The 15,966-nt window shown below is 62.1% G+C and carries 14 protein-coding genes, 1 tRNA gene and 1 pseudogene; 8 read left to right on the top strand and 8 right to left on the bottom strand.

What is annotated here, in order from left to right:
- Positions 1 to 38: 38 nt before the first annotated feature.
- Complete coding sequence (locus EO094_RS13930) at positions 39 to 707, bottom strand: NUDIX hydrolase (RefSeq protein ID WP_128293112.1); 669 nt, start codon at positions 705 to 707, stop codon at positions 39 to 41.
- Positions 708 to 810: 103 nt separating this feature from the next.
- On the opposite strand from EO094_RS13930, the gene EO094_RS13935 reads away from it, so the two are divergent.
- A complete protein-coding gene (locus EO094_RS13935; RefSeq protein WP_128293114.1) occupies positions 811 to 1,701 on the top strand; it encodes a hypothetical protein in 891 nt (296 codons plus the stop codon).
- Positions 1,702 to 1,715: 14 nt separating this feature from the next.
- Complete coding sequence (locus EO094_RS13940; RefSeq protein ID WP_164879667.1) at positions 1,716 to 2,900, top strand: adenylosuccinate synthetase; 1,185 nt, start codon at positions 1,716 to 1,718, stop codon at positions 2,898 to 2,900.
- 385 nt (positions 2,901 to 3,285) lie between these two features.
- Here the strand turns inward: EO094_RS13940 and EO094_RS13945 are convergent, their stop codons facing one another.
- From EO094_RS13945 to EO094_RS13970, 6 genes are all read right to left on the bottom strand, one after another.
- Positions 3,286 to 3,813 carry a transposase gene (locus EO094_RS13945; protein WP_205649913.1) on the bottom strand — a complete coding sequence of 176 codons (528 nt, stop codon included), beginning with the start codon at positions 3,811 to 3,813 and terminating at the stop codon, positions 3,286 to 3,288.
- 50 nt (positions 3,814 to 3,863) lie between these two features.
- A complete protein-coding gene (locus EO094_RS13950; protein WP_246008513.1) occupies positions 3,864 to 4,901 on the bottom strand; it encodes an extracellular solute-binding protein in 1,038 nt (345 codons plus the stop codon).
- Between the two features lie 28 nt (positions 4,902 to 4,929).
- Positions 4,930 to 5,733, bottom strand: a complete 804-nt coding sequence (locus EO094_RS13955) for an ABC transporter permease (RefSeq protein WP_128293118.1) — start codon at positions 5,731 to 5,733, stop codon at positions 4,930 to 4,932.
- Positions 5,734 to 5,744: 11 nt separating this feature from the next.
- The gene (locus EO094_RS13960; protein ID WP_246008537.1) at positions 5,745 to 6,548 is read right to left on the bottom strand and encodes an ABC transporter permease; all 804 of its coding nucleotides are present in this window, start codon (positions 6,546 to 6,548) and stop codon (positions 5,745 to 5,747) included.
- Between the two features lie 98 nt (positions 6,549 to 6,646).
- On the bottom strand, positions 6,647 to 7,747 hold the full coding sequence (locus EO094_RS13965; protein WP_128293122.1) for an ABC transporter ATP-binding protein: 1,101 nt from the start codon (positions 7,745 to 7,747) through the stop codon (positions 6,647 to 6,649).
- Positions 7,740 to 9,164: an aminotransferase gene (locus EO094_RS13970; RefSeq protein WP_128293124.1), complete on the bottom strand. Its 1,425-nt coding sequence runs from the start codon at positions 9,162 to 9,164 to the stop codon at positions 7,740 to 7,742. The genes EO094_RS13965 and EO094_RS13970 overlap by 8 nt, the downstream gene beginning before the upstream one ends.
- A gap of 101 nt (positions 9,165 to 9,265) precedes the next feature.
- On the opposite strand from EO094_RS13970, the gene EO094_RS13975 reads away from it, so the two are divergent.
- Together EO094_RS13975 and EO094_RS18760 are read left to right on the top strand one after the other, a co-directional pair.
- Positions 9,266 to 10,150: a helix-turn-helix transcriptional regulator gene (locus tag EO094_RS13975; protein ID WP_128293126.1), complete on the top strand. Its 885-nt coding sequence runs from the start codon at positions 9,266 to 9,268 to the stop codon at positions 10,148 to 10,150.
- A gap of 436 nt (positions 10,151 to 10,586) precedes the next feature.
- Positions 10,587 to 10,774 (top strand): annotated as a pseudogene (locus tag EO094_RS18760) (hypothetical protein); the annotation flags it as partial.
- Positions 10,775 to 10,822: 48 nt separating this feature from the next.
- Here the strand turns inward: EO094_RS18760 and EO094_RS13980 are convergent.
- Positions 10,823 to 10,896: transfer RNA gene (locus tag EO094_RS13980), tRNA-Gln, on the bottom strand.
- Between the two features lie 341 nt (positions 10,897 to 11,237).
- Between EO094_RS13980 and EO094_RS13985 the strand changes: the two genes are divergently transcribed.
- From EO094_RS13985 to guaB, 4 genes are all read left to right on the top strand, one after another.
- Positions 11,238 to 12,554, top strand: a complete 1,317-nt coding sequence (locus EO094_RS13985; protein WP_128293128.1) for a Ppx/GppA phosphatase family protein — start codon at positions 11,238 to 11,240, stop codon at positions 12,552 to 12,554.
- 106 nt (positions 12,555 to 12,660) lie between these two features.
- On the top strand, positions 12,661 to 13,326 hold the full coding sequence (locus EO094_RS13990) for an RlmE family RNA methyltransferase (RefSeq protein WP_092816519.1): 666 nt from the start codon (positions 12,661 to 12,663) through the stop codon (positions 13,324 to 13,326).
- 144 nt (positions 13,327 to 13,470) lie between these two features.
- Positions 13,471 to 14,091: a YceI family protein gene (locus tag EO094_RS13995; RefSeq protein ID WP_128293130.1), complete on the top strand. Its 621-nt coding sequence runs from the start codon at positions 13,471 to 13,473 to the stop codon at positions 14,089 to 14,091.
- A 325-nt stretch (positions 14,092 to 14,416) separates the two neighbouring features.
- Positions 14,417 to 15,919: an IMP dehydrogenase gene (guaB, locus tag EO094_RS14000; RefSeq protein ID WP_092816515.1), complete on the top strand. Its 1,503-nt coding sequence runs from the start codon at positions 14,417 to 14,419 to the stop codon at positions 15,917 to 15,919.
- Positions 15,920 to 15,966 lie beyond the last annotated feature (47 nt).

The raw sequence follows: 15,966 nt of genomic DNA on the forward strand, positions 1-15,966 counted from the left end.
GCTCGCAGCAACGTCCGCGGGAGCACACGCTGTGGCGGTCAGATCCGACGATCGAAGACCGAAGTTCCCTTCTTCAAGCGGTAAACCGCCGAGGGACGGTTGGCGCCAGGCATTCGCCGTTTCCCGCCCGTCTCCTCGATGAAGTCTCGTTCGAAGACCTTGCGCCGAAAGGCATCGATATTGAGCCTCTGGCCGAGCGCGATCTGGTAGATGTCGTGCAGTTCCGACAGCGTAAACTCCCGCGGCAGGAAACGCGCTGGCAGGTCGGAATAGGCGCCCTTGCCGCGCAGGCGCTTTAAAGCAGCCGACAAGATGAGATCGTGGTCGAACGGCATGCCACCTGCCTCTTCGACAGGCGTCAGCGTGAGCCCTTCGCGCGAGAGCGCGGGGCGAAGCGCTTCGATCGGCGAGAGCGAGAAATAGGCAACGCTCACCGACCATCCGCGCGGATCGCGGCCGGACCCGGAAAAGGTGGATAGCTGCTCGACGTACAGCTCGTTCAGCCCCGCTTTCTGCATCAAGACCCGCCGGGTCGTTGCGCCGAGATGGTCGTCCTCATCCACATGCACATAGCCGCCGATCAATGCATCGGATTCCGCGAAAGGCTCCTTCTCGCGCCTGGCCCTCAGCACGCAGAGCCGCTCTTCATGGACCGTGAGGGGCACGACGTCCACCGTCAGGATAGGCGCTTCAAACTTGGTTTCCATAAACGGCATCTTGCATCTTATTAGGTAATATGCAAAATGCATTTAATCAGGCGGTGCTGGCAGGCAGCACAGGAGCCTCTCAGAACCAAGGAAGGAACCGGCCATGGGGCACGGAAACTGGAGCGATCGGGACTGGGCGGTCTACGCCGCTCGTTCGGTCAGCGGTCGCAGCCGCTCGGAGCTTTTCGAGGCAAAGCGCATGAAGGACGCTTACGATCCGGCACAGATCAAGGTGAGGGAGTCCCGCGACAGTGCCGAGAATCCAGAGGCGACGCCCATCATCATCGGTGTCGACGTCACCGGATCGATGGGCATTCTGGCCGAGGAGCTGGTGGTGAAGGGGCTGAACGAGGCCTTCACTTCACTCATCGGCCGCAAGCCAGTCAGCGACCCGCATGTGATGGCAATGGCCATCGGCGATGCGCAATGTGACCGGGCTCCGCTACAGGTTACCCAGTTTGAAGCGGATTTGCGTATCGTCGAGCAACTCCGGCAGTTGTGGCTTGAGGGCGGTGGCGGCGGCAATGGAGGCGAGAGCTACTGCCTCGCCCACATCTTCGCCGGGCTCAAAACGGCGCATGACGCTATGGAAAGGCGCGGCAAGCGGGGCTTCCTGTTCACGGTCGGCGACGAACCGGTGCATGACGGGGCCACCCGCGAGCAGCTTTCGCGCGTGTTCGGCGCGGAGGCGCGCCAAGGTGTGACAGGCCGGGAGGCGGTCAGGCTCGCGAGCGAGAGCTACGAAGTATTCCACATCATCGTCGATGGCTCATATGCCGCGAACCACATTCGGGAGGTTCGCAGCTCGTGGGAGGCCATTCTGCCCGAGCGGGTCATCCATCTGAGGAACCCTGCCCAGCTTGCGCAAACGATCGTATCGACTATCGAGGCGGCGAGCATCCGTGCGCCGACCCATAAAGCCGGCCTCTCAGGGCTCCTTCCTGCTCCCCTTCGTCGCCGTCCCTGGGGTGGATGGGCCGGAGGCCAGCGATGACTCGCGCTTGGGCAGTGATCGGCGCGAGCTATGGCGATGAAGGCAAGGGGCGGACAGTCGACTGGCTGGCCGCTTCCTCGGGGCCAAAAGCGCTCGTCGTGCGGAGCAATGGCGGTGCGCAAGCCGGACACACAGTCGAAACACCGAAAGGGAGACGCCATGTCTTCCATCATGTCGGATCGGGCACCTTCAGGGGCGCCCGCACGCATCTCTCGCGCTACATGGTGTCCCATCCGATCCTGTTCGCCGAGGAAGTGACGGCTCTCAGCCGCCATCTAGACTTGCCCGCGATCTCCGCCGATCCGCGGGGCTTCGTCACCACTCCGTTCGACATGATGGTCAACCAAGCCGCTGAGTTGGCGCGTGACGGTGCCCGGCATGGCAGCTGCGGCCTCGGTTTCGGCGAGACTGTCGGCCGCTGCGAGACGGGCCCATACGCCCTGACGGTCGCGGATCTTTATCGACCAGGGTTGAAGGATCGGCTGATCGCAATCCGGGAGGAATGGCTGCCGAAGCGGCTGGAAGAGATGGACCTTCGCCCCGGCTTCGGCCCTCTTGCCTTCGCCAGCTCTCGGGATCTGCTGGACTGCTTTGTCGCACAATGCACCGAGTTCGCGCGCCGCGTGGGACGGCGGGACGATCCGCAGATCGGCGAGGAAGACACTGTGATCTTTGAAGCTGCTCAAGGGCTGCTCCTCGATCAGAACGCATCCGGCTTTCCCTTCGTCACCCGATCTAAAACCGGACTTGCCAATATCAGTGCCATTGCGGCGGAAGCTGGTATCGAGAGCCTTGATGCCATATTCGCCTCTCGCTGCTATCTCACACGTCACGGGCGCGGGCCAATGGAAGACGAAAGGCCTATCAAACAGTGGTATGCGCTGGAGGATCCGACCAACCAGCCAAATCCTTGGCAGGAGACCATGCGCCACGGGCTTATCGATCCCGCAAAACTCGCTGATCGCATCGCCTTGGACCTGGCCCGGAGCACAGTCCCGTGTCGTGCGTCTTTGGCGATGACCTGTCTGGATCAGGCGAAAAAGCGATTTGTCTGGCTAAGCGAGGGAGAGCCGAGAGAAGGCACAGAAGCTGCGTTTCTCGGCGCCATGGGGCGTGCGACCGGTCTTCCCCTAACCGTGTGCTTTTCCTCGCCCCGAAACGAATGGCACCGCGACGCAATTCGGACTTCGTCTTTCTGAAACGCGGCATTTGCAGCAGCCGCAGCAAATATTCGGGTTATCTCGCAACTGCCCGGCCAAACCGCTGATGATCTCTTGCGGAGCGCGGTATGCGCGGAACAATGACGAAGTCATTTGTTGCCGCTCCAATCTGCGCCCCGTCAGCCCCTTTCTGCGAAGCCATTTCCTATGACCCGGTCCGGTTCGTCGAGGATTCAGCCGTTGAACATCACTGCGACTGGACACCTCGAAGAATCTTGTCTTCGGTCTCCGATGGCGGCAGCGCCCGTCTCGGGAGGAGCGGCAACGGGGCAGACGGCGATCGTCAGCTTTATTTCGGCCGATTTTTCATGATTGGCGACGCCCTCCTCGGCGCCTTCCCGCGTCATGCGGGCGCAGTTCTCCCCTAGTGCCAGACCAACCGCATCAGGTTGTAGGCAAGGTTGGCCATCCCGATCTTCGCTTTCGCCCTGACGATTCCGATGGTCCTCACGAACAGCGCCATTGGCCCCTTCACACGCGCGAAGACGTGCTCGATCGCCGAGCGGACCTTCGATCGCCGGCCGTTGGCCTGCGCCATGCGCTCGCTCATCTGCCGCCCCTTCGGCGTATTCTGGTGGATGTCGGAGACGTGGCCGTGCTTCCACAGCCAGGCCTCGTTCTTCTTTGGGCGGTGAGCGGTGTCGGCCCAGACCCTGGAGCCGGTGTTGCGTCGGATGACCCGCTCGAGCTGCGCACCGTCATAGGCCACAGCATTCGTCACCGACCGGCCGGGATGAAGCCGCGATGCCGGTCGATGCTGGCGTGGTTCTTGTAGCCGAAAGCCGGCACTGCGGTGTCGACCTGCTTCGGCTTGCCGTCCTCCGCCTTCTTGATTGGAGACTGCCCGGGAGAGGGCTAAAAAGGCCGGCACAAGCTGATGATGGGTGACCATCAAACTGCTCAGTCTAGCTTTCGCTGTTTGGCGGGGAGCGCGTTACGCCCTCATCGCAGAAGCTTCGTCCATACCCTGTCGTACAGCTGCACGACTTCCGGATCGCATGGCGGAACGAATTCCGGATCCGGCGCGCTCTCAGGCGGCGAAATCTCGGGCGCATCGGCCAGATCTTTATCCATGAACGCCTTGCTGCCCTTGATGCCGTTGGAGTAGCGGGCGTAGTTTGACACCATCGCCGCGTTTTCCGGCTCCATCATGAAGTTCATGAAGAGCTTGGCGTTCTCCATATTCGGCGCCGTCTTCGGGACCGCCAGATTGTCCATCCAGCCCGTGTAGCCTTCCTTCGGATAGGCATAGACCAGCGATGGCTTTTCATCGCGGGCCCGCATCGCATAGCCGTTCCAACTCATAGAGACGAGGGCTTCACCGGAGACCAGAAGCTCCTTGGTTTCCGAATTGTAGCTCTTCACCCACTGCTTCTGTTTCATGAGAAGGTCGAGGACCTTCTTCATGTCGTCCGGATTGGCGTTGCAGCGCGGCAGATTAAGATAGCGCAGGCTCGCATTGATGACGTCGTTGACATCACGCAGCATGTTAATCGAGCCTTTCGCGGCGTCTTCCGGATCGAAGAGTTGGGCGAGGGTGTTGGGGTCGCCCTTGATGACATCCGTGTCGACAACGAACGAGGTAGTGCCCCAAGCCCACGGGACGGTATATTGCCTGCCCGGATCCCAATAGACGTCGCGCCACCGCTCTTCGATATTGTCGAAATTCGACATTTTGTTCGGCTCGACCTTCGCCAGAAGATCTTCCTTGATCAAAATGGCAACCATGTAGTCGCCGGGAACGATGACGTCGTATCCCGCCGCACCGGCTTTCAGCTTGGCCAGCATTGTCTCATTGGAGTCGTACGTGTCGATGTGCACATCGACGTCGTACTGTTGCTCAAATTTCTCCACCAGCGCGGGCGGTGTGTATTCGCCCCACGTATAGATATACAGATCACCGGCCGCCTGCGCGCCTACAGGAAACGACGCGATCGCGACGGCCGCTGTCGATAGGATCATGGTTCGAAAGCGAGTCATCCTGGTTCCTTTCTGGATCGGGTTTCATTCAGGTCTTATTGGACCTCCGCCCGATAAGGACGGACGTCAGAACGAGGACGGTTGAGGCGAGGACCAACAACGTCGAAACCGCGTTGACTTCCGGCGTCAGACCGAGGCGCAGCATTGAGTAGATTTGGAGCGGAAGGGTTGTCGCTCCGGGGCCGGCGACCATGCTGGTGATGATGAAATCGTCGAGCGAGACGATGAAGGCGAGCAGGTAGCCCGACACGACCCCCGGCAACATCAACGGAAGGGTGACGTGAAGAAAGGCTTGCCTGGGATTGGCGTAGAGATCAGCAGCGGCCGCATCGAGCGTGTCGTCCATCGACTCAAGGCGGGCGCGGATCGGGAGGTAGGCGAACGGTATGCAGAAGACGATGTGGGCGAGCAGCACGGTCATTAGACCGAGCTTCAAGCCGATCGCGATGAAGAAGATCAGCGACGCCACCGCTGTGACGATCTCGGGGACCATCAGCGGCAGACTCAGAAGCGCGAACGCCTCGTTGCCACGTTTCAAGCGTGTCTTGCGCGTGGTAGCGAGGGCGGCTCCGATTGCCAGCACGGTCGCGATCGCCGCAGCCGATATCGCGATCATCAGCGAATTCGTAGTCGCCGTCTGAATATCAACGTTGCCAAAGACCTTTCCGTACCAGCGCAGTGAGAAGCCGGCCCAGACACTGATCGAGCGCCCGTCATTGAAGGAATAGGCGGCGAGATAGATGATCGGGCCATACAGGAACACCACGCAAACGATCGCGGCGATCCCAAACCCGGGAAATTGTTTGATGTTGCGCTTCGCCTTTGGGGACATGATCCGCTGCCTCAATGTGCTTCGCTCAGGCTCTTGCCGGCGCGGCGGGCGAAGACGAAAAGCAGAATGAGCGTGATCGTCAGCAGGATCATCGAGAGCGCCGCGCCAAAGGGCCAGTTCCGGGACCCCTGAAACTGCATCGCGATCAGATTCCCGATCATCATCTTCTTTCCCCCGCCGAGAATATCGGGAGCCAGAAACGAGCCGACGCTGGGAATGAACACCAAAAGGCTCCCGGCGATGATGCCCGGCTTGATAGCGGGCAACACGACACGAAACAGCGCCTGCCGGTAGCCGGCATAGAGGTCGTAGGCAGCCTCGAGGAGGCGGAAATCAAACCTCTCCAGCGAGGCGTAAATTGGCAGTATCATGAAGGGCATGTACGAGTAGATCAGTCCAAGCCCGATAGCGAAGTCACTGAACGCAAGCGGCAACGGGCTGTCGATAAGACCGACCCCCATCAGGCTCGCATTCACGGGCCCGTCGTCGCGCAGAACGAACAGCAGCGCTACCGTCCGGATCAAAAGGTTCACCCAATACGGCACGGTGATCAGGAACAGCCAGACCATCCGCTGATTGGCAGGCCGGGTGACAATGAAATAGGCGGTCGGAAAACCGATGAGAAAGCTCAGGATGGTCCCGGATCCCGCGAGAGCGACCGAGCGGCCGAAGATCATGAGATAGTCGGCGGTTGGGACCAGTGTGTCGTCGAAGATGTCGCGCTCGAACAGGACCTGGACGTAAGCGTCTGTCGAAAACGACCAGATCACGCCGCCATAGGTGTCAGGCTGGAGCAGCGAGTACACCAGCATCATGCACAAGGGTGCCACGAGGAAGATGGTGACGACCGTGAGGGCCGGTCCTATCAGGAGCAGGTTGCGGTGGGGGATGACCGTCGTGTCTCGCATGGCCATCAACTCCTCAGAACCCGGACGGCATCCGCCTCGAACCCGATCACGACCTCCTGGCCGGTCTCGAAAGAGAGCTGGCCCCGGACGCCGCCTCGGGGCGCGCGTGCCACGATCTCCGAGGCCCCGAGCTGCAGCCTGAATTCGACGGCGTTGCCGAGATAGACCTGCTCAGAAACCCGGGCGGAGAGCGTACCATTGGTGTCCGCCGTTCGTTCGGCATTGAAGAGTATGCGTTCCGGGCGAACCGAAAGCGTGACCTTATCACCCGCGGCCAACCGCTCGTCGCACCGGATGCGGATTCCCGCTCCCCCTTCTATGATGAGGTCGGCGTTGTCCTCGGTCACGTACGCGACCCGCGCCTCAATGAGGTTCGATTCTCCGATAAAATCGGCCACGAACCGATTCCTCGGATACTCGTAAATTTCCGAGGGGGCTCCGAGCTGCTGAACGGCACCGTCGGACAGAACGGCGATCCGGTCGCTCATGGCGAGAGCTTCTTCCTGATCGTGCGTGACGAACACGAACGTGATGCCGGTTTCGCGCTGGAGTGTCTTCAGTTCCCAGCGCATCGCCTGCCGAAGCTTCAGGTCCAAGGCCGAGAGCGGTTCGTCCAGGAGAAGGACCTTCGGCCGGGGGGCAAGGGCTCGCGCGAGCGCGACACGCTGCTTCTGTCCCCCCGAAAGCTGCTCCGGCATCCGGTCCGCAAAGGCTTCCATATGGACCAGCCGCAGGGCCTCGTCGCGGACACGCCGACACTCCTCGCGCGGGGTCCCCAGCATCTTGAGCGCAAAGGCGACGTTGTCGCGCACGCTCATGTGCGGAAAGAGCGCATAGTGCTGGAAGACCGTGTTCACCGGGCGGCGATTGGGCGGCAGATGGGCGACCTCGCCCCCGAAGATCTCGATATGACCGCTGGTCGGCGGCTCGAAACCCGCCAGCAAGCGCAGAAGCGTGGTCTTACCGCACCCGGAAGGGCCGAGAAGCGTGAAAAACTCGTTCTCGTAGATATCAAGTGAGATGTCTTCGAGGGCCGTGAACGCACCGAACCGCTTCGTGATGTGACGAAACGCGGCGGCGACCACGCTCGATCCGGCATCACCCATGCCGCACCATCCCGCCCTGGCCGGTGGACGTCGCTTCACCCTCCCGGAGCAGGGCGGGCGTCACCTTCTCGATCGCTTGGCTCAGCGTGTCGACGATGACGTCGCAGTCCTCTTTCGTGACCGTCAGCGGTGGCGACAGAACCACACGATTGCCGATCGGACGCACGATCAGCCCAGCGTCGCGACAGGCCTGAAACACGATCTCTCCAGCGCGTTGAGCCGGCGCGAACCCGGTTTTGCTCTCCCAGTCGGCAACGAGTTCGACGCCGAGCATGAGGTGGCTGCCGCGCACATCCCCGACGATCTGGTGCTTCGTGAGTTCGGCGGCCCTGTTTTGAAGATAAGGCCCCACCTCGCGCACATGGCTCAAGATGTTCTCGTTTTCAGTGATCCCGATCGCCGTCAACGCAGCAGCGCAGGCCACCGGGTGGCCCGAATAGGTGAAGCCCATCGAAAACAGGCCGTTCTCGCACTGCGGCCGACTGATCACGTCGTGCACGTGCGCCGACAGGATGGTGGCTCCGAGCGGCACGTAGCCGGACGTGATCCCCTTGGCTACGACAAGAATGTCGGGCACGTATCCATAGAGCGTTTCCGATGCGAACCACTCGCCGAGACGGCCGAAACCGGTCACCACCTCGTCGGCGATGTAGAGCATGTCGTATTTCTTGCATATCTCGTAGATCCGCCGGTGATAGCCGTCGGGCGCCACCAGCACGCCGCCGGCTCCCATGATCGGTTCGGCGATGAAGGCGGCCACGTTGTCCGGGCCCAGCTGCAGGATCCGATCCTCGAACTCCCGTACCAGATAGTCGCAATACGCCGCCTCGCCCATTCCGCGCGATCCGCAATACATGTCGGCGGCGGAGACGTGGTGGATCAGGTCTTCGGCTACGGCATCGAAGCCATATTTCGTGGCGTGGATCCCGGTCAGGCTGGCCGCCACATAGGTCGCGCCGTGGTAGCCGTCGATCCGCGAGATGATCTTCTTCTTTCTCGGCTTGCCGAGCTGGTTGAAATAGAAGTGCACGATCCGAACGGCCGCGTCGTTCGCGGTAGAGCCGCCGGACGAGAAGAATACGTGATCGAGCGTTCCCGGCGTGAGCTCGGCGAGTTTGGCGGCAAGGACGGAGGCAGGAACGTTGGTCGAATGGCCGAACGGGTTATAATACTGCATCTCCAAGACCTGTCTGGAGATGGTATCGGCCATTTCCTTGCGTCCGTGACCGATGTTTACGCACCACAGACCGGCAATGCCGTCGAGATAGCTCTTGCCTGTACTGTCGAACACATGGACGCCGCGCGCCTGTGTGACGATCTGGCTCCCTTCTGATTGAAAGCGGGAAAAATCCGAATACGGATGAATGAAATGGTCGCGGTCCATTTGCCAGACCGCAGCTTGATCGTAATTTGTCATACCCGTCAGGCCCCTCTGTCTTTTAATGATAGTAGGCAGAAAGGGGGCCGCCGAAGGAAAGTACCCCGGAAGGGGTACTAAGAGCGGATGAAGAGCCGTCGATGACTCGGGGAATAACTGCTGTGCCGCCGGATGATCCGGGGACCGGTATTTTGTATGATCTGATCGGTCGCTGCATTGAAGAGATCGGCGACGACAGTTTCGCCGAGCGCCTCGCGGAGCTTCTCGAAACCCGCAGTTCGTATGACAGTCTCGTGGTTTCGGCCTTCTTTCCTGATTTGCCGCCCAGGCAGCTCTTCAGCGATCTCTCCAAGTCGGATGCGGCGCGCACTCTGGAGCCTTATTTCAGCTTCGCCTATCTGCTCGATCCCTGGTATTTGATGTTTTGCGATGGGGTCGAAGACGGGGTCTACCGGCTGGCGGACCAGGTGCCGGACGATTTTTTCGAGAGCGAGTATTATATCGACTATTATTCGCGGACCCGCCTGACCGATGAAAGCGGTGTCTTCATCTGGTTGGACGGTGGGGTCTGCCTGGTGCTGTCGTTGGGACGGCGCTTCGCCGACAGCGAGGCTTGCCAGGCGGACGCCAGCTATCTCACTTCGATTTTCACCTGCACCCGATCTCTCTGTCGCCAGCATTGGAAGTCGCTGGAGCCGAACCCGGCCGTCGCGCAAGCCGGTCTGGCGACCATCCAGGCCTCGGCCCGCCATTTTGGGCGCGATAGCCTGAGTAAACGCGAGCACCAGATCGTCCACCTCATGTTGCGCGGCCATTCCAGCAAGTCGATGGCGCGGATCATTGGGATCAGCCCGGAGACAGTCAAAGTCTATCGCAAGCGGGTGCACAAGAAGCTGGGCATCAGCTCTCAGGCCCAGCTGTTTTCCTTGTTCCTTTCGGCACTTGAAAGCGGGCTAGCCGAGGAAGGCGAGGATCCGTTGAAAGCCTATCGCCGCCGCGTTGGCGATGATGATCGCAGTCCGTAGAGCTTCTTTCGCTCGGACGGAAACATCTGAGCAGAAAGCGCAATGGTTTCAGGTGTGGCGTTTCGCCGGGGTGTCCGATCAGGTCCGAGCGGCGGGAGGGGCCGGGTCGCAAGCCGGGCTGCGTGCAGGCGATGCAGACCGATTTCGTTTCCAGGTAACGGTCGAACGCCGCGCGGCCGTGTTCGCGCCCGTGCGGAGGCAGCTAGAGCTGCGTCATTTCGAGGAAACGGCATCGGCATGGCGACTTGGCTGGCGGTCCTCTTTCATCGCTTAGGGCCGCCGTTTCCCGACCCCTCTCTAGCCCCCACGCTCGCCGTATCACCGGCCGCTCAACTTGCCCGTCTTGACCGCGGGCCGCACTGGGGCGCGTGAGAATAATTGGCCTGATGAGCTTGTCCTGAAGCAAGTCGAAGGAGATGCGACAGTGCCGATGACTGCACGCATACCGCTGACGCCGCACCGCGCGACGAAGCGCCCGCGCACCGAGTGGCACAGGTGGGCATCCTCGCGGGGCCCGAGGGCGAGAAGATCCACTGCGGATCCGTACGGCCGGGTGAAACCCTGGTTCCCCTGGGACCGGCGGGCGAAGAAGGCGGCTCGGATACTTGCTGGGTGCGCGTCTCGGCTTTGCGGCTCCGAAGTGCGCAAGAATATCGATCACTGAGGGGTGATTGGCTGGGGAACCTGGATTCGAACCAGGACCGACGGAGTCAGAGTCCGCTGTTCTACCGTTAAACTATTCCCCAACGGGCCGAACGGCGTCTACCTAAATTCCGCTTTCGCGCTTGGCAAGGCCATTGCAGCGATTTTCTGCGGGCGCGACAAGCCATGCACAGGCTTCAGGGCACCCAGAATGTCGCGCCAACCCTGGCCAACGTCGTTCGGCTGGCTCCAAACGTGGAGAGTGCCACCCGTTCGCAAGATCCGGGGAACCGGAAAAAGCGCCCGCGAAGAGGCCATCGAAGGTCAAAGATTTTCGCCGCCCCGCACGCTGTGCGGCCTTGACCGTTTCCCTTTGCCGGCGACGCTGTTACTCTCTCCTCAACGAAAGCGTGGTCTCAACCAGGAGACCGCGCGAGGAGAGCATATGACCAAGGGCACGAATGCGGTGCGACCCGCATTCCGGCCCGGTCCGACGGAGCCGCTGGCGCGCGCAGCATCCTTGCGCGAGGCGGCGGTTGACGCTGCAGGCGCTGCGCAGCCCTCCCATCGGCGGATGGAGCGCGAAGGTGCCGAACACAAGAGCGGCTCCCGTCGATCGGGCACGAGATGGCGCGGTCGCCATGGCAGTTTCGAGCGGGGGCCTTATTATGCCGCGCTCGATCTCGGGACGAACAATTGCCGACTTTTGATTGCCGAGCCGCGGGGCGAGCATTTTCGCGTCGTCGATTCGTTTTCGCGCATCGTCCGGCTCGGGGAGGGGGTCGGCCAGAACGGCTGTCTTTCCGAGGAGGCGCAATCGCGCGCCGTGGAAGCGCTGAAGGTCTGCCGGCAGAAGCTCGAGACACGGCCGATCGCACGAACCCGCCTCATCGCCACCGAAGCCTGCCGTCAGGCGACGAACGGCCGTGATTTTCTGGAAAGGGTGCAAAGCGAGGTCGGTCTCCGGCTCGAGATGATCGACCGGCGCACGGAAGCGCATCTCGCGGCCGCGGGCTGTGCCCCGCTTTTGGATCCCGCGACAGAGGGGGCCGTCCTTTTCGATATCGGTGGCGGCTCTTCCGAGATCGTCTGGCTCGACCGGCGGCGCGGGCGCCGCCGGGGTCTCGTGCGCGCCTGGGCGTCTTTACCCGTTGGCGTGGTGACGCTCGCCGAGCGCTATGGCGGGGTCGATGTGACGCCTGCCGTCTTCCAGGCGATGGTGGACGATGTGCGCAAGGAGTTTTTCCGCTTCCGCGCCCGGTCCGCCCTGCAGAGCGCCTTGCGCGAGCGCAGCTTTCACCTCCTCGGCACATCCGGCACGGTGACGACGCTGGCCGGCGTCTATCTCGATCTGCCGCGCTATGACCGGCGCTCCGTCGATGGTCTGTGGATGGAAGCGGCCGACATCGAAGCGATGATGACGCGGCTGCGCGCCATGGATTATGCGGCGCGCATCGCCAATCCCTGCATCGGCCGTGAACGTGCGGATCTTGTGCTGGCCGGCTGCGCCATCTTCGAGGCGATTCGCTCTGAATGGTCGTGCGAGCGCCTGCGCGTCGCCGATCGCGGTCTGCGCGAAGGAATCCTCATCCAATTGATGCGCGCCGACGGACATCTGAAGCCGCGTCCGGATCAGCCACGCCACGACCAACACCGCCGCGGTGGCCTGAGAGGTGGTGAAGGAAGAGGTGGCGAGGCGAGGGCTTGCGAGGCGAATGGAAAACGGCGCGGCCGGGCCGACACCTCTGGTGACGATGAATGACACCGCCGGCGCTTTTGGACATAGGCCGTCCGCGCAGGCGGCTCGGGCGAGACGTGCTGCACACGCGTGCTGCCGGGCTTTTGGAAGACGGTAAGGAGACGCCCAAATGGCGCGGCTGACAAGCCACAAGAAGCGCAAACCCTCATCGCGCCGCTGGCTGGAGCGCCAGATCAACGATCCTTATGTCACCCGCTCGAAAGCGGAAGGCATGCGCTCGCGCGCGGCCTACAAGCTTCTCGAGATCGACGAGAAATACGGGCTCCTGAAACAGGGGCTGCGGGTCGTCGATCTCGGTGCAGCACCGGGGGGCTGGTCGCAGGTGGCGGCAAAGCGTGTGCAGTCCTCAGACGAGGCGCCCCGCGTCGTGGCGATCGATTATCTGGAGATGGACGCGCTTGCGGGCGTCGCCTTCCTGCAGAAGGATTTCCTCGACGAGGACGCGCCGGATGCGCTCAAGGCGGCGCTGGGCGGGCATAAGGCCGATCTCGTCCTGTCCGACATGGCCGCGCCGACGACGGGCCACAAGCCGACCGATCATTTGCGCATCGTGGCGCTCGTCGAAACGGCCGCCGCCTTCGCCGACGAGGTCCTGGCGCCGGGCGGCGCGTTCCTGGCGAAGGTCTTTCGCGGCGGCACCGAACATACGCTTCTGGCCGAGCTCAAGAAGAGCTATTCCAAGGTCGTTCATGTGAAGCCGCCGGCGAGCCGCTCCGACAGCCCAGAAACCTATCTTCTGGCGACGGGATTTCGCGGGCAGCCGGACGAGGCATAGCGCGGGGACCCTCTGCGCCGGTGCGCAGTCGCTGCGACTTCGGCTGACGGGGAGGCGGGTGCAGACCTTTCCGGTCGGCTGCCCGCATGCCATATTCAAAGCGGGCCTGAGGCCTCCCCCCTTCAACTTCGAAAAAGGCATTTCATGCGCATCATCCTTGCTGCCGCGTTCGCTCTCGCCGCTGGCACCGCTTTCGCACAAACGATTCCGACGACCGCCGAGCAACCCGGAAAGGCGGAACCCGTCCGTATCGAAGCCGGCACATATCAGGTCGATCCGCTCCATACGCAGGTCTCCTGGGCCGTGAACCATCTCGGGGTCACCATGCTGGAGGGCCTGTTCGGCGCATCGGAGGGATCTCTCACCATCGATCCGGACAAACTCTCCGCTGCAAAGGTCGATGTGACCTTTCCGATCGACGATGTCCGTGTGACCTTCGCCGAATTCGCCGAGCACCTACAGTCAGACAGTTTCTTCAACGCTGCCGAATATCCCACGGCCCACTTCGTTTCGACATCCGTCACTCCCGCAGAGGACAATACGGCGACGATCGTCGGCGATTTGACGATCAAGGATCAGACGAAGCCGGTGACGATTTACGCGAATTTCGTCGGTGCGGGCACCAATCCGATGGACGACAAGCTGAATGTCGGGTTCTACGGCACCGCGACGATCAAGCGAAGCGACTTCGGCCTCGATGCATACGTCCCCGCTGTCTCCGACGAAGTGCATCTCGAAATCAACGCGGCCTTCGTGGCGCCCTGACTTTGCGTCGGAAGAGCGGTGCGGTTGCGGGCCGCTCTTCCGTTCCATCCAGAGCGGCAGCCTCGCCGTAAAAGCGGATCTGGGGCGGATCGACCGTTCGTCTCGCACAAAATCTTGGGCGAAGATCGGGATGGGGCGGTGCCCCATCTCACCTGCAGCACGTGAGAGCAGGGTGCTTCGCCGGCGCCTCTCCTCTCTGCAAGGCAGCCGTGCAAAAGGGGAAAGGGCTCTTGAGGGCATTTGCAAGCTGTCACCTGCGTGTTAATGACCCGCGCCAACCTCACTTACGCCCAATCGCACCCTTGCGATCCCTCTCGGAGGTGGCATGCCACAAATCATTGATGTCTCGACCGGTCGCGAAGCTCTTACCTTCGACGACGTGCTTCTGCGTCCCGCCCACAGCCATGTGCTGCCCGGCGAGACCGACCTTTCCACCCGTCTGACGCGCACGATTTCCCTGAAGCTGCCGATCATTTCCTCGGCCATGGACACCGTGACGGAGGCGAAGCTCGCCATCGCCATGGCGCAGGCCGGTGGCCTTGGCGTCATTCACCGCAATCTCGATCCCGAGATCCAGGCCGAGCAGGTGCGGCAGGTCAAGAAATTCGAATCGGGCATGGTGGTGAACCCCGTCGTCATTGGCCCGGATGCGACGCTTGCCGACGCGCAGGCCCTGATGAAGGCGAATGACATTTCCGGCATTCCGGTGGTGCAGAATGCCGGCACCGGAGGCACGGTGACGGGCCGCCTCGTCGGCATCCTTACGCATCGCGATGTGCGCTTCGCATCGGATCCGAACCAGCGCGTCTACGAGCTGATGACGCGCGAAGATCTCGTCACGGTGCGCGACAATGTCAGCCAGGAAGAAGCCAAGCGGCTTCTGCACCAGCACCGCATCGAAAAGCTGCTCGTCGTCGACGAGGCGCACAATTGCATCGGTCTCATCACGGTCAAGGACATCGAGAAGGCGCGTCTGCATCCAGATTCCGCCAAGGATACGCAGGGCCGTCTGCGGGCCGCCGCCGCCACCAATGTCGGCGATGCCGGGCTTGAGCGCTCCGAGCGCCTCATCGATGCCGGCTGCGACGTCATCGTGGTCGATACCGCCCACGGCCATTCCTCACGCGTTCTCGAAAGCGTGACGAAGATCAAAAAGCTCTCCAACGAAACGCAGATCGTCGCCGGCAATGTGGCGACGGCCGAAGGCGCCAAGGCGCTCATCGATGCCGGTGCCGATTGCATCAAGGTCGGCATCGGGCCGGGCTCGATCTGCACGACACGGGTCGTGGCCGGCGTCGGCGTGCCGCAGCTCACCGCCATTCTGGAGACGGTGGAGGAAGCCTCGAAAGCCGACATTCCGGTGATCGCGGATGGTGGCATCAAATTCTCGGGCGATCTGGCGAAAGCGCTCGCCGCCGGCGCGTCGGTCGCCATGGTGGGCTCGCTTCTCGCCGGCACGGACGAAAGCCCGGGCGACGTCTATCTCTACCAGGGCCGCTCCTACAAAGCCTATCGGGGCATGGGCTCTGTCGGCGCCATGGCTCGGGGATCTGCCGACCGCTATTTCCAGGCGGAGGTGCGCGATTCTCTGAAGCTCGTCCCGGAAGGCGTCGAAGGCCAGGTGCCCTATAAGGGGCCGGTCGGTGGCGTTCTCCACCAGCTCGCCGGGGGCCTTCGTGCTGCCATGGGCTATGTGGGCGCACAGAATCTGGAAGAATTCCGCAACAAGGCGCAGTTCCTGCGGATTTCCGGCGCGGGTTTGCAGGAAAGCCATGTGCACGACGTGCAGCTGACCCGCGAGAGCCCGAACTATCCGGGCCGCTCGTAGGCCGGTTCGACGTCGTTTCAAAGGCGCTGCCAGCCGACGGTAGCGCA

The sequence above is a fragment of the Afifella aestuarii genome (assembly GCF_004023665.1).
Lineage (GTDB): Bacteria > Pseudomonadota > Alphaproteobacteria > Rhizobiales > Afifellaceae > Afifella > Afifella aestuarii.

What these genes read in the sequence shown, in the direction of transcription:
- EO094_RS13975 (WP_128293126.1), top strand. Translation starts at nt 9,266, where the DNA reads ATGACTCGGGGAATAACTGCTGTGCCGCCGGATGATCCGGGGACCGGT.
- EO094_RS13970 (WP_128293124.1), bottom strand. Translation starts at nt 9,164, where the DNA reads ATGACAAATTACGATCAAGCTGCGGTCTGGCAAATGGACCGCGACCAT.
- EO094_RS13945 (WP_205649913.1), bottom strand. Translation starts at nt 3,813, where the DNA reads ATGGTCACCCATCATCAGCTTGTGCCGGCCTTTTTAGCCCTCTCCCGG.
- EO094_RS13960 (WP_246008537.1), bottom strand. Translation starts at nt 6,548, where the DNA reads ATGATGCTGGTGTACTCGCTGCTCCAGCCTGACACCTATGGCGGCGTG.
- EO094_RS13995 (WP_128293130.1), top strand. Translation starts at nt 13,471, where the DNA reads ATGCGCATCATCCTTGCTGCCGCGTTCGCTCTCGCCGCTGGCACCGCT.
- EO094_RS13955 (WP_128293118.1), bottom strand. Translation starts at nt 5,733, where the DNA reads ATGTCCCCAAAGGCGAAGCGCAACATCAAACAATTTCCCGGGTTTGGG.
- EO094_RS13930 (WP_128293112.1), bottom strand. Translation starts at nt 707, where the DNA reads ATGGAAACCAAGTTTGAAGCGCCTATCCTGACGGTGGACGTCGTGCCC.
- EO094_RS13985 (WP_128293128.1), top strand. Translation starts at nt 11,238, where the DNA reads ATGACCAAGGGCACGAATGCGGTGCGACCCGCATTCCGGCCCGGTCCG.
- EO094_RS13935 (WP_128293114.1), top strand. Translation starts at nt 811, where the DNA reads ATGGGGCACGGAAACTGGAGCGATCGGGACTGGGCGGTCTACGCCGCT.
- EO094_RS13990 (WP_092816519.1), top strand. Translation starts at nt 12,661, where the DNA reads ATGGCGCGGCTGACAAGCCACAAGAAGCGCAAACCCTCATCGCGCCGC.
- EO094_RS13965 (WP_128293122.1), bottom strand. Translation starts at nt 7,747, where the DNA reads ATGGGTGATGCCGGATCGAGCGTGGTCGCCGCCGCGTTTCGTCACATC.
- guaB (WP_092816515.1), top strand. Translation starts at nt 14,417, where the DNA reads ATGCCACAAATCATTGATGTCTCGACCGGTCGCGAAGCTCTTACCTTC.
- EO094_RS13950 (WP_246008513.1), bottom strand. Translation starts at nt 4,901, where the DNA reads ATGACTCGCTTTCGAACCATGATCCTATCGACAGCGGCCGTCGCGATC.